Origin of the sequence: Arachidicoccus ginsenosidivorans (genome assembly GCF_007971385.1) — a bacterium.
GTDB lineage: Bacteria > Bacteroidota > Bacteroidia > Chitinophagales > Chitinophagaceae > Arachidicoccus > Arachidicoccus ginsenosidivorans.
This window is the reverse complement of the sequence record NZ_CP042434.1, coordinates 3,449,606-3,462,516: the sequence shown is the minus strand read 5'-3', so window position 1 is coordinate 3,462,516 and position 12,911 is coordinate 3,449,606. Positions and strand designations below refer to the sequence as shown.

Annotated in this window: 10 protein-coding genes; 3 read left to right on the top strand and 7 right to left on the bottom strand. The window is 40.9% G+C overall.

Annotation, left to right across the window (positions count from 1 at the left end; genetic code table 11):
- Positions 1-32: 32 nt before the first annotated feature.
- From FSB73_RS13905 to FSB73_RS13885, 6 genes are all read right to left on the bottom strand, one after another.
- Entirely contained in the window at positions 33-3,212 is a 3,180-nt protein-coding gene (locus tag FSB73_RS13905) for a SusC/RagA family TonB-linked outer membrane protein (RefSeq protein WP_146783348.1), read from the bottom strand.
- A gap of 714 nt (positions 3,213-3,926) precedes the next feature.
- The gene (bglX, locus tag FSB73_RS13900; protein WP_262712335.1) at positions 3,927-5,609 is read right to left on the bottom strand and encodes a beta-glucosidase BglX; all 1,683 of its coding nucleotides are present in this window, start codon (positions 5,607-5,609) and stop codon (positions 3,927-3,929) included.
- On the bottom strand, positions 5,537-6,277 hold the full coding sequence (locus FSB73_RS26760) for a glycoside hydrolase family 3 N-terminal domain-containing protein (RefSeq protein ID WP_262712334.1): 741 nt from the start codon (positions 6,275-6,277) through the stop codon (positions 5,537-5,539). Before FSB73_RS26760 ends, bglX begins: the two co-directional genes overlap by 73 nt.
- A 1,313-nt stretch (positions 6,278-7,590) precedes the next feature.
- On the bottom strand, positions 7,591-8,634 hold the full coding sequence (locus FSB73_RS13895; protein ID WP_146783345.1) for an inorganic phosphate transporter: 1,044 nt from the start codon (positions 8,632-8,634) through the stop codon (positions 7,591-7,593).
- Positions 8,635-8,671: 37 nt separating this feature from the next.
- The gene (locus tag FSB73_RS13890; protein ID WP_225974009.1) at positions 8,672-9,289 is read right to left on the bottom strand and encodes a DUF47 domain-containing protein; all 618 of its coding nucleotides are present in this window, start codon (positions 9,287-9,289) and stop codon (positions 8,672-8,674) included.
- A gap of 412 nt (positions 9,290-9,701) precedes the next feature.
- On the bottom strand, positions 9,702-10,319 hold the full coding sequence (locus FSB73_RS13885) for an L-threonylcarbamoyladenylate synthase (RefSeq protein ID WP_146783338.1): 618 nt from the start codon (positions 10,317-10,319) through the stop codon (positions 9,702-9,704).
- Positions 10,320-10,381: 62 nt separating this feature from the next.
- On the opposite strand from FSB73_RS13885, the gene FSB73_RS13880 reads away from it, so the two are divergent.
- The 3 genes from FSB73_RS13880 to FSB73_RS13870 all read left to right on the top strand — a co-directional run bounded on the left by FSB73_RS13880 (position 10,382) and on the right by FSB73_RS13870 (position 12,352).
- On the top strand, positions 10,382-11,188 hold the full coding sequence (locus FSB73_RS13880) for a 2,3,4,5-tetrahydropyridine-2,6-dicarboxylate N-succinyltransferase (protein WP_146783335.1): 807 nt from the start codon (positions 10,382-10,384) through the stop codon (positions 11,186-11,188).
- Positions 11,189-11,198: 10 nt separating this feature from the next.
- Positions 11,199-11,549: an aspartate 1-decarboxylase gene (gene panD / locus FSB73_RS13875; protein WP_146783332.1), complete on the top strand. Its 351-nt coding sequence runs from the start codon at positions 11,199-11,201 to the stop codon at positions 11,547-11,549.
- 305 nt (positions 11,550-11,854) lie between these two features.
- Complete coding sequence (locus tag FSB73_RS13870; RefSeq protein WP_146783329.1) at positions 11,855-12,352, top strand: adenylyltransferase/cytidyltransferase family protein; 498 nt, start codon at positions 11,855-11,857, stop codon at positions 12,350-12,352.
- Positions 12,353-12,427: 75 nt separating this feature from the next.
- Here the strand turns inward: FSB73_RS13870 and FSB73_RS13865 are convergent, their stop codons facing one another.
- Entirely contained in the window at positions 12,428-12,898 is a 471-nt protein-coding gene (locus FSB73_RS13865) for an SMI1/KNR4 family protein (protein WP_146783326.1), read from the bottom strand.
- Positions 12,899-12,911: the final 13 nt, after the last annotated feature.

Sequence of the window (12,911 nt, the reverse complement as noted above, 5' to 3'; positions counted from 1 at the left end):
AATATTTTTAATGGAATTACCTGCATTTATTTTTAGAGTCCGATGTTCAAACCAACAATAAAGGTCTTCGCCTGCGGATAGAGCCCCTTATCCACCCCACCACTGATTTCTGGGTCATAACCAGTATATTTAGTCAATGTGAATAAGTTGCTGGCACTGGCATAAATCCTGAAAGTTTGTGCTTTTAATTTTCCCAAAACAGATTTTGGCAACGTGTAACCTAATTGCAGTGTCTTCAATCTAAAATAAGCGCCGCTCTGTAAATAAAAACTTGATGGGTTAGAGAAATTATGATTAGCATCCTTATCCGTTATACGTGGATAGTCGCTGGAAGGATTCAAGGTCGTCCAGGCATTCAAAGCATCTGCCTGATAGTTGGCACCACCCTTATAGCCATCGACCCCCACATCTCTGCGGCGATAAGCCTGGAATATCTGATTGCCCCAAACACCTTGTCCGAATGCCAGTAAATCCCAGTTATTCCAGGAAAGATTCACGTTAAAGCCATAGATCCAATGTGGATTAGGATCACCCAGGAAGGTTCTGTCTCCCTGTCCAATCACGCCCTTACCCGCGTCATCTGGATTGTCTGGATTTTTCCACCATTTTAAATCACCGGGCTTGGCATCTGGTTGAAATAACTGAAAATCACCTGCAGCATCCATATAACCGTAGGAATTAATCTCTGCCTGAGACTTGAAGGTACCCAGCTCTTTAAAACCATAGAAGGCATCTAGTGGATGTCCAACTGCTGTACGAGTCAAGCCGTACAGACTAGCCTGCCAGCTGGCAGTCCTAGTGAGGTAATCTACACCATTACCCAGAAAAGTGACCTGGTTTTTATTATAGGAAATATTACCGTTGAGTCTAAGGTGAACATCCTGGCCGAATGATTTATTCCAGCCTAATTCCAGTTCCACCCCTTTATTGCTCATATCGCCCACATTAGCCCAGGGCTCGCCCAAATATCCGGCAAAACCTGGAATCTGCACTTGCTGCAACATGCCATTCGTTTTTTTGTTATAATAATCGAAAGTAACATTAAAGCTATGGGCTAGTATCATATCAAAGCCCAGGTCCAACTGACTGGTCTGTTCCCACTTTAAAGCAGGATTGGAGGGCGCAGAGGGGCTATATCCCACCACCAAACCATTGTCGCCAAAAACGGCATTTCTCAGACCGCCACTATTTACAACGGATTCAAATTGAAATGGATTCAAAGACATCTCATTACCAGTTTCTCCATAAGAGAAGCGGAATTTTAAATTATCAATGGGCGTGTTTTTTGGGAAGAAGTCCTCTTTTGTTGCGACCCAACCTACTTGCACCGAAGGAAAAGTTGCCCAACGGTTATCGGCACCAAATTTTGAGGAGGCATCTCTGCGAATAATTCCCATCAAAAGGTATTTTTCTGCATAGTTATAGCTTACACGACCAAAAAAGGATTCCAGTGTATAGATCTGGTTTTCATAACCTCCGCCAACGGTGGAATCATTTGGTAGACTCCAATTAAAAGATGCATCCTGATAATTAGTTACCGGTTCACCGTAATGGGTGGCATTTACACCTTGTGCGATCTGTTTGGTCGCACTCATGCCTAACATTACTTCAAAATTATGTAAACCAACCTGTTTGCCATAAGAAGCGGTATTGTCCCAGTTCCAGGTCAAATTATGCTCCGCATCCCGGTAATGAGCATTCTGTGTATGACTCTCCGGTGTATGATCATTAGTGGTATTCATATAATAAAAAGAGCTGAAAGACTCTGATCCCCAAAAACCACCCTTCGCATTAAAGGCCGACCTTAAATTCAAACCTTCAATGGGGTTGATATTAATATAAGCGCTACCCACAAAATTATTGGACCAACCGTAATTGCCTTTTTGAGTTTGTATAAAAGAAAACGGATTGGTCATTTCCTGTTGTACACGAGGAGAAATGGAATAATAGTCTCCATTGGCTGCTTTAGCCAGGTAAGGAATCTTACTGGTTGGATAAGTACCTGGATTGCCGGCAACAAAATCCGCATCTACAGTAACCGGTGTCAAAGGATCCAGATTCAAAGCGTCACTTAATGGCCCCCCATATTCAGAATTGGTATTCAGACCTGTGTTATTTTTTTGGTTGGTGAAGCTGAAATTTTCACCAACTTTCACATATTTTCCCAGTTGAAAACTAGTATTAGTGGTTAGTGAAAATTGCTTGTTAAACGCAATAGAAGGCGCTATCAAACCTTGCTGACCTCTATAGCCGGCGGATAAATAATAAGTGGACTTTTCTGAACCGCCACTTAAACTCAGGCTGTGATTTTGATAAATGGCATTATCGCTGAATATCTCATCTTGCCAATTAGTACCCGTACCATAAATACTGGGTGAGGCATAAGGCAACGCTTCACCATCATTAATGGCCGCTTCATTACGCAACTCAGCATACTGCGTCGCATTGGCCATTTTTACTTTGGTGATGGGTTTTTGCCAGCCATATTGTCCGCTATAACTGATCTGCATAGCAGAATTCAGGCGACCTTTTTTGGTGGTAATGATAATTACACCGTTGGAAGCTCTGGAACCATAAACTGCGGCCGAGGCTGCATCTTTCAAAACTTCCATAGAAGCAATGTCATTGGGATCCAAATAATCAATACCACCATTACCAGTCTGTACAACACCGTCAATTACGTACAAAGGCGTGTTATTATTAATGGTCGTTATCCCACGAATAATTACAGAGGGTGCAGAGCCTGGTGCGCCGTTGCTCTGGATAACAGAAACGCCGGCCGCCTGGCCACGTAAGGCGTCATCCAGGCGTCCGATTTGCTTATTGGCGATATCTTTGGAGGATACCTGTGCAATGGCGCCAGTCACCAGACTTTTTTTCTGCGTACCATAACCAATAACAACGACATCGTTTAAATCACTGGTTTCCGCGGTGAGCACAATACTTAGTGCCTGCTGGCCATTTACTGTCACTTCCTTGGAAGTATAACCAGTATAGGAAACAAAAAGTACATCTCCCTGATTGGCCTCTATGGAAAAATTACCGTTTTCATCCGTTAATATGCCTCTTGTGGTGCCTTTTATCTGCACAGAGACACCTGCTAAGGCCTTTCCAGAACTATCTGTCACCTGGCCGGTTACCTGCTGTTGCTGGTAAGGCGAGGTTGTAATAATCGGTCCTGCTTTTGCGTTGGAGACCCAAAGGGTACACATAACGAGTGCGAGTGCTGCAGGAAAACTTAAGAACTTTTTTTCAGCTTGCTCATATACTTAAATTTTTTGGTTTTGTTTATTCACTGGATGGTATACGATGTGTTTTTTGAGCCACAAAGGATTTGACCAGCGCCTAGGTTTTTGATTTGGGTTTTACATTTCATAAAAACAATTGGCTTACTTTGGTTGTAGATTCCATCAACCGACAAATGGCGGTCTTTCCATATATGATGACCATTTATAATTTTTTTAAGTTATTCATCTTATTATAATATTAAATGATATAATTATTGACAGGATAGATGATTCTCTTTTAACTGAATAATGGTAAACGAATTTTAGTTTGTTAAAAATCAAGAACAAAGTTTTGCACTTTTAGGTGGCAAAAAAAATAAACGCCCCCTACAACACTACTACAAAACAAAATACTTTTATTGATAACCAATCAGTTAACACACAATGATTCACAAAAGCCAAAATTTCTCTTCATTTTCTTAATAAATCCTGAATTTTATTTAACAGTCGATTGAATACAGCCAAATGAATGTAGCGTTAAACCAAATTGTATTTATATCGCTTAATGGGGAGACCATAAAAAAACACCAAAAAACAAACCTCTTACATTTGAAATATTCCTAATACAACACGCTTAATTTTTATTAAACCACTTCCTCCGATCTGCTTTCTCTTTACGAAATCCTAATCAATAGACTGTTAATCCTTTTTATAATGTATGACCGCTGCCTGTGTATCCCTTGAATTAGTGCCGATTCTTAAAATAAATTCACCGGGATCCCAATCATAATTTAAATTGTAATCGTAGTATTTTAAAAGCTCGGGGGTAATGATAAAACTGACGTCCTTACTTTCACCAGGCTTTAAGGTTACTTTTTTAAACCCTTTCAGATCCTGAACACTTCTGGTGACGCGAGCTACCGGATCCGTTATATATAACTGAACTGTTTCTGTTCCTTTGTATTTACCGGTATTAGTTACTTTTACCGTTGCCGTAATATGCTGGCTCGCTGATGCTACCTTGTCAGAGACCCTGACAGGCCCATAGCGAAAAGTGGTATAACTTAATCCATAACCAAAAGGATAAAGCGGTAAATTAGATCCGTCCAGATAGTCAGACTTATATTTTGAAGCACTGGAGGTGTCATTAAAAGGCCTGCCTGTCCGTTTATGGTTATAATAAATAGGCACCTGACCTACGGATTTAGGGAAACTCATGGAGAGCTTACCAGAAGGATTGACTTTTCCAAAAATTACATCCGCTACAGCGTTCCCCGCTTCAGTGCCCGGGAACCACACGTCTAATAAAGCCGAGGCATTTTCGTTGGCCCAGTTCAGCGTCAAAGGACGCCCATTGAATAAGACAATGACCAGAGGTTTGCCCGTTGCTTTTAATGCTTGCAGGAGTTTTTGTTGACTCTTTGGAATATTAATATGCATTCTACTGGCGGCCTCGCCGCTCATATCAGCAGCTTCACCCACAACGGCCAGGATTACATCGGCATTATTTGCCGCCCTTACTGCATCCTGAATCATTTTTGTAGCACTGCGCTTATCTGTGCTGATTTCTTTTTTAAATACATTGACCCGGTGTTTTAACAATGGGTCATCTGTGATATTGGCACCTTTTTCATAAATGATATTGGCCTTCCCCTGAGTCGCTTCTTTAATCCCTTCCAGTACCGTAATACAATCTTCAGGATTGCCGGCAATATTCCAGGCACCCACCATATTCACTTTGCTGTCCGCAAGGGGGCCGATAACCGCAATGGTACCTTTAGCAGTCAATGGAAGCGTCTGATCATTTTTCAGCAATACAAAAGTGCTGGACGCTGCCTGGCGTGCCAATGCCTTATGAGCGGGCGACAGTTCCTCTGTCTTCGCCCGCTGTGCATCTATATATAAATAAGGGTTTTGAAAGAGTCCAAGTTTATATTTTGCCATCAGGATTCTTTCACAGGCCTGATTAATGGTAGCTTCACTTACTTTGCCTTGTTCTACGGACTTTTGGATGGTCTCTATATACAGATCTCCTACCATTTCCATATCAGTGCCGGCATTAAGCGCTAAGGCAGCCACTTCGGATGGGGTTCCCAGGCCATGGGTAGAAAGTTCAGCAACTGAGCCATAATCACTGGTCACAAAACCATTAAATCCCCATTTTTTCCTTAATAGTGTTGTCAAAAGCCAACTGTTAGCGGTAGATGGTAACCCGTTGATGTCATTAAAGGAAGTCATAACACTTCCAGCTCCGGCATCAATGGCCGCTTTATAAGGTGGCAGATAGTATTCAAACATTTGCTGCGGGCTCATATCAACACTATTATATTCCCTGCCGGCCACCGCAGCCCCGTATAAAGCAAAGTGTTTGACACAGGCCATAACCGTATTATTTTTAGCCAGGTCGTTACCCATACCCTGGTACCCTCCACCATGGCCCTGGCCACCTGGCTACCTAAAAAAGGGTCTTCCCCGGCTCCTTCCACTACCCGACCCCAACGAGGATCCCGGGTAATATCTACCATCGGCGAATAGATCCAGTTTACACCGTCTGCTGCCGCCTCCGTGGCGGCCACCCGTGCTACTTTTTTCAAAAGTGAAGTGTCCCAAGTACTGGACAGCGCCAAGGGAACAGGGAACACCGTTTTATGTCCATGAATCACATCTAAGCCAAAAATGAGCGGAATATGTAATCTGGAGGAATCCACAGCCGTTTTTTGAACGGCTTTTATTTGGGCGGGATCCCATATCCCGAATATACCGCCCATCTGACCCGATTTAATTTTGGCAGCAATATCATGACTCATAATAGTTCCGGTTACGGCCCCACCCGACATGACGGATAAGTTAAGTTGTCCGATTTTCTCTTTTAGCGTCATTTTTTGCATTAATTGATGCACAAAATGTGCACCTGCCGTATCAAGGGTTTTTGCCTGAATTGGGTTGGGCAAAACCAAAAATAACGAGCTGACGGTAGCCATGCATAATAAGGCAAATGGCTTTTTCCCTAAAAGGAGGGCTTTACTTAAATGGATCGGAAAATAACGCATATAGATAAAAACAATATTTTGTTTAATGGAATAAAAAATTATTAAAATGATAACGGAACTAAATGAACCTAATCTTTATGTTAAAAACATTTAGGTAAAGTTTGCATTCTTTGGAGCCGTCGCCAAAATAATTGCCACTACAATACCACTACACAAATAAATAGTTTTATTGATAATCAACGTATTAATACCAAACTAAATTTTTATTCTAAAATTTTTAATGATTTTTCAGCATTTTTCTGAAATATTAATACATAGATAAGGAAGCATAACGACTGTGAAAAAAAACAAAAATAACACTGGACCCGACAGCTGAATTTTGTACGCTGCTGCAATAATTTTTTGCGGTAATTGAGAAAGGACAGCTTATTAATTAACTGTAGATAGGCACAGAATTAGCCATAACATACCTTTAAATGGCGGGAAGATTTTCATTTTAGCGAGGGCAAAATTTTGAATTTACGAAATCTAGATTTTGTTATTGCTGGGCACAGATTTAGAATGCTGAATGTAGACTTTAATTTTGCGCAACAAAAACTTTAAATAATTTTCAGTAAATCTATTAAATACTTATAAATCAAACGACTAAATACAAATCTGCTCTGAATTGGCAAACCTGCAGCTTTAATTTTGATGAATGCAGGCTTTAATTTTGCGCAACAAAAACTTTAAATAATTTTCAGTAATTTTATTAAATACTTATAAATCAAACGACTAAACACAAATCTGCTCTGAATTGGCAAACCTGCAGCTATAATTTTGATGAATGCAGACTTTAATTTTGCGCAACAAAAACTTTAAATAATTTTCAGTAATTTTATTAAATACTTATAAATCAAACGACTAAACACAAATCTGCTCTGAATTAGCAAGCCTACAGCTTTAATTTTGCTGAATGCAGACTTTAATTTTGCGCAACAAAAACTTTAAATAATTTTCAGTAATTTTATTAAATACTTATAAATCAAATGTCTAAACACAAATCTGCTCTGAATTGGCAAACCTGCAGCTTTAATTTTGATGAATGCAGGCTTTAATTTTGCGCAACAAAAACTTTTAATAAATTTCAATAAATCTATTAAATATCTATAAATCAAACGACTACGCACAAATTTGCCTTGTATCGGTAAACCTGCCCTTTCTAATGGCAACTAAAAAAGTAATTAGGTATGGGTGTCTTTGAGTCGTCCTGACCTTCTTTAATTGAATGATTACCAGGGACAAAGCTTACATAGCACACATAAACTTAAGCGGAAATGTGTTGTTTAGGATGTAAAATTGTAAGATTCAATCCAAAAATGGGTACCCTTCCTTTAAGCTGGTAGATGAAACAAATGCCTTAAGACCCAATAAACAATAGCTGCCATAAGGGCACTGACAGGGATGGTAAGTATCCATGCCCAGACCAGGTTCACGGTAACGCCCCAACGGACTGCAGAAAGCCTTTTGGTAGCACCTACCCCCATAATAGCACCAGATACCGTGTGGGTGGTGCTGACTGGGATACCCATGGCTTCGGTCAGAATCAAGGTAGATGCAGCCGCAGATTCCGCTGCAACACCTTCAATAGGCGTTACCTTGGTGATTCTTGAGCCCATGGTTTTAACAATTTTCCAGCCACCACTCATTGTCCCTAGGCCAATGGCGGTATAACAGGCAAATGGAATCCAGTTATTGTGCAGCATGGTCTCCAGGATCGGGGCATTTTCAGCCAGTGGGGCTCCACCGTTTCTTTCCAAGAGCAGGGCTACGGTAATCAATCCCATTACTTTTTGAGCATCATTACCTCCATGCCCCAGACTGAAAGCAGCAGAAGAAACCAATTGCAACCTTTTAAACCATTTTTCGGCTTTGTAGGGCGGAGATTTTCGGGCAATCCAGTTAATAATGACCGTTATTACAAAGGCCAGGAACATCCCGATAATGGGAGACAAAAAGATAAACAAAACTGTTTTGCCCAGATTGACCATTTCAATGACTTCAAAGTGTCCTACTTTGGCAAGTGCTGCACCGATAAAACCACCTATAAGTGTATGGGAGGAGCTGGATGGAATTCCAAACCACCAAGTAATCAAGTTCCAGACGATGGCAGCGACGATTCCTGCCAGAATAATCGTCATGGTAATATATTCCGGATGAATGGTCTTGGCAACCGTATTGGCAACTTTATGCTCCTTAAAAACAAAATAAGCAACAAAATTCCAGAGTGCGGCCCACAAAACCGCCTGAAAAGGAGTTAATACTTTGGTAGAAACAATCGTTGCAATTGAATTGGCGGCATCATGGAACCCATTGATATAATCAAATATCAGGGCCAGGACAATGACAACAATTAATAATGCGGAAAATCCGAACATAGCCTGTTATTTATGTTTAGGTGTTTGGGTAATAGACTTAAGAGTACTTAATAATAATGGATTCTACTGTATTGGCAGCATCTTCCATTTTATCGACTACTTTTTCCATTACCTGAAACACTTCCCTTTTCTTGATCAGACTTTTAAAATCTTCTTCTACCTGGAAGAGTTTTTCAATACTCAGATCATATATATCATCGGCCTGATTCTCTATACTATTGATACGGATCAAAGATTCGGTCATTTTTCTCAGGTGTTTCATATCCCTGAGGCAATTGACTGCTACCTGAATTTCTTTGGTCCCCAGCTCAATGAGTTCAGCCATTTTCTGGATGCTGGTTTCATTGGGGTTAACATTGTAAAAGTGAATTTTTTTGGCGGAGGCATAAATGCAATCGGCAACATCATCAAGGGACATGGCCAGGGCGTGAACATCTTCTCTGTCGAAGGGTGTAATGAAGTTCCTACCAAGCTCAGTAAAGAGCTGATGGGTGGCTTCATCGTTTTTGTGTTCCAGATCTTCCAGCCTGGAAACGACCACAGCCCGTTTATCTCGATCAGACTCATCTACCATCCGTTTGAGCTCTCTTCCCATAGTGGTCAGGGTCTCGGCCACACTTTCAAACAGATCATAGAAGATCCTATTCTTCGGCATAAAAATTTTCCCAAAGTTGTTTAGTCCCATAACTGATCATTATTTTGTGCAAAAGTAACCCGCTAAGCTGTTTTAAGTACCCTATGTTCCGTAAGTTAATACAAAATTAATATAGAGGTCATGTAAATTTGCAAATTATTGTTTTTAAAATATCTATACAATAAATAATTTATTCATATTAGGCCTTGCGTCATTCAAGCGCCAGATCAAGGCCTGAACTTCTTAGCTTTAACTACCATCACTTGATTCTGTAAAGGGTCGCAAATCTTCCAACCAGCTGTTTAAAAATAGGTGCTCATTTTCCGATCAACGCCCGTTTTGGGGCCTGTTTACTGCATTTATTATATATATCCCTAGTTAATAATGTTCAACATGGTTCAACAATAATAATATTAACTTCCCAAGGATAAAGTCATGCCCGGATAATTTCTATCGGACTTTTTTCAGGATTTTTAGCATCATTTTCATTTTGCGAGAGCCATTCAGGATGCCACTTAATAATGGTAGAAGGGGCAGCCCTCTGCATATCTTGCTGCCGATGTCTGACCACATAATCAACTCCTTTAATCACTAATGGATCAATTTCAGCAAATAAAGTTGGTGTAGGCTGACCGCTAAGATTAGCCGAAGTGCTGATCAGGGGCTTGCCTGATTGTCGTAAAACCTGCTGACAAAAACCGTCCTTACAGATCCTGATGGCCACCGAACCATCATCTGCCATTACGGTAGGTGCCAGGCCATGAGCACCTGGATAAATAACTGTGGTGGGTTTGCTAAATTGATCTAAATAGGTCATAATACGGCTATCTATATTTTTAACATACTGGGCTAATTGGCGCTCATCTGCCACCAATATGACAAAACTCTTGTTGACAGGTCGATTTTTTAGATGCATAATTCGCTGGGCAGCAGCCTCATTAGTCGCATCAGCCCCTAGTCCCCAGACGGTATCTGTAGGATACAGGAATATACCATCCCCCTTTAGGCAGTTCAGGCACTGCTCAAGGTCAATTGCAAAGTCTTTTACCATTATGCTAAATTAATCCAAGTGAAACATTAATTTTGCAAAATCCATTAAAAATTAAAATTATAATGAAAGAACTTATTGAAGCCGCCTGGCAAGACAGGTCCCTTCTGGAAAATCCAAAATACGTGGACTGCGTTAAAAGCGTTATCGAAGAAGTAGACAAGGGTAGACTGCGCACAGCCGCCCCCGTGGATAATGGCTGGCAGGTAAACGAGTGGGTTAAACAGGCCATTTTATTATATTTTGGTATCCAGAAAATGCAGACCTGGGACTTGGCGCCTTTTGAGTTTTATGATAAAATGTTATTGAAAAAGGATTATGCTTCCCTGGGCGTACGGGCAGTTCCACATGCTGTGGCCCGTTACGGCGCTTTTTTGGGTAAAAATGTAGTCCTCATGCCGAGCTATGTTAATATTGGCGCCTATGTAGACGAAGGCACGATGGTGGATACCTGGGCCACAGTGGGCAGCTGTGCACAGATTGGCAAAGGCGTTCATTTAAGTGGTGGCGTCGGTGTCGGCGGTGTACTGGAACCCTTGCAAGCTTCTCCAGTTATCATCGAGGACGGATGCTTTATCGGCAGTCGAAGCATCATAGTAGAAGGGGTTATCGTAGAAAAAGAAGCCGTTTTGGGCGCTAATGTAGTACTCACCAAATCTACCAAGATTATTGATGTCAGCGGAGATAAGCCCGTTGAAACAAAAGGCCGGGTACCGGCCAGAAGCGTGGTTATCCCAGGTAGCTATCCTAAGCAGTTTGCTGCGGGCACTTACAATGTAAATTGTGCGTTGATTATTGGCCAAAGAAAAGCCAGCACAGATCTTAAAACTAGTCTCAATGACGCACTGCGTGATTTTAACGTAGCCGTCTAAATAAATAAGTATGTTAGTTGAGGTATTAAAATCCAAAGTCCACCGGGCAGTATTAACAGAGGCCAACCTGAATTACGTAGGTAGTCTGACCCTGGACGAGGCGCTGATGGAAGCAGCAGGGATGATTGAAGGAGAAAAGGTACAGATCGTTAATGTAAATAACGGTGAGCGTATAGAGACTTATCTGATTAAAGGCAAAAGAAATAGTGGTACCGTCTGCCTGAATGGTCCTGCTGCCAGAAAAGGGGCCGTAGGTGATATTATTATTATTATTTCTTATGCGCTGATGGATTTTGAAGAGGCAAAGCAATTCCAGCCCCAGGTGGTTTTTCCAAAAGAAGGCACCAATAGACTGCCATAATGCGAATAAGCTAATTTTACCGGAAAATGACCTTATCTGGTAAGGATACTTTGATCAGTAAGTGGTCCATCACATTTTATTGATCGCTTATCCTAAAATCAATCTCTAGCAACACACCCTGCTGAATACTTTAATAATTGAAGGTATTCAGCAGGGTGTGTTTTATAAAATATAGGGCCAACTTCTGTATATGCATTTGATTTGTAATTACTTTATTTCATGTTATAACACTAAACAAAGATTATCCCCGATAAAAAGAGTGACTTTGACGATTTTATGGTATATTACCCTTCTAAACAGATTACATGAAAATTACAGATTTTGCAAAAGGTAAGGTTTATACATTAGCAGATTTACAAAGAGTGGTTGGCGGATGGCGACTAAAAAACAAAAAGGTAGCTTTTACCAATGGCTGTTTTGATATATTGCATGCAGGTCATTTGGTCTCCCTTAGTGAAGCGGCCAAACATGGTGATTGTTTAGTGGTTGCCATTAATTCCGATAAGAGTATTCAGGAGATTAAGGGCCCTGGCAGGCCTATTAATAATGAAGCAGACCGAGCATTATTATTAGCCTCAATGGCCATTGTAGATGCGGTGGTCATTTTTGATGAGCCCACACCGCTTACCACTATAAAAACCTTATTACCAGATGTCCTTGTCAAAGGCGGTGACTATAGTATCGACCAGATCGTTGGAGCCAGTGAGGTTCAGACAAATGGCGGCGAAGTAATTATTAACCCGATTCTGGAAGGATATTCCTCTTCTGCCACGCTGGAAAAATTAAGAAGTACTGGTAAGTAATAGCAATAAGCAGTAGAGCAGCCCGTTTTACCAATAAGGTTGCAAAGGCTGCCAAACCCTGACAGTCTGTTTTCTTTAGTAATACAGGGATTCACTATCCTCCAGGTATAAATCTATAAATTGGGTAAAGGAGTCTGCAATCAGGTTGTAATCGCCTCCGCAAATAACATATACTTCATTTTTGGGGGAAGCCTCGGGATATAACCGGATGCCATAGGCGTATAGATGATTGCTGAAGTTTGCAAATACATACACCTGCTGATGATTTTTTAGTGTATGTACAATGCGACTATAATCGGTCAGCCCTTCCCAATTTTCATAAGCCGCTTGTACAGGTTTAAATTCCCGAAGGCTATAAAACTGAAACATGTGGCTATCGTAGCAATCCCAGGTTCCATTAAGTTGCTTAAAATATTCTCTCATATCTGCCGGCAAAATCAATTGATTACGCTGTTCAAAAACATCCAGCGTAACATCACTTGCGACATCTATTAAAGAAATCCCATCAAAAGCCCATATATGTTTCACCTGTCCTAGCTTCCCCATCAGTTATCCTCTT

What these genes read in the sequence shown, in the direction of transcription:
- FSB73_RS13905 (WP_146783348.1), bottom strand. Translation starts at nt 3,212, where the DNA reads ATGTGTACCCTTTGGGTCTCCAACGCAAAAGCAGGACCGATTATTACA.
- bglX (WP_262712335.1), bottom strand. Translation starts at nt 5,609, where the DNA reads ATGGCCTGTGTCAAACACTTTGCTTTATACGGGGCTGCGGTGGCCGGC.
- FSB73_RS26760 (WP_262712334.1), bottom strand. Translation starts at nt 6,277, where the DNA reads ATGCGTTATTTTCCGATCCATTTAAGTAAAGCCCTCCTTTTAGGGAAA.
- FSB73_RS13895 (WP_146783345.1), bottom strand. Translation starts at nt 8,634, where the DNA reads ATGTTCGGATTTTCCGCATTATTAATTGTTGTCATTGTCCTGGCCCTG.
- FSB73_RS13890 (WP_225974009.1), bottom strand. Translation starts at nt 9,289, where the DNA reads ATGCCGAAGAATAGGATCTTCTATGATCTGTTTGAAAGTGTGGCCGAG.
- FSB73_RS13885 (WP_146783338.1), bottom strand. Translation starts at nt 10,319, where the DNA reads ATGGTAAAAGACTTTGCAATTGACCTTGAGCAGTGCCTGAACTGCCTA.
- FSB73_RS13880 (WP_146783335.1), top strand. Translation starts at nt 10,382, where the DNA reads ATGAAAGAACTTATTGAAGCCGCCTGGCAAGACAGGTCCCTTCTGGAA.
- panD (WP_146783332.1), top strand. Translation starts at nt 11,199, where the DNA reads ATGTTAGTTGAGGTATTAAAATCCAAAGTCCACCGGGCAGTATTAACA.
- FSB73_RS13870 (WP_146783329.1), top strand. Translation starts at nt 11,855, where the DNA reads ATGAAAATTACAGATTTTGCAAAAGGTAAGGTTTATACATTAGCAGAT.
- FSB73_RS13865 (WP_146783326.1), bottom strand. Translation starts at nt 12,898, where the DNA reads ATGGGGAAGCTAGGACAGGTGAAACATATATGGGCTTTTGATGGGATT.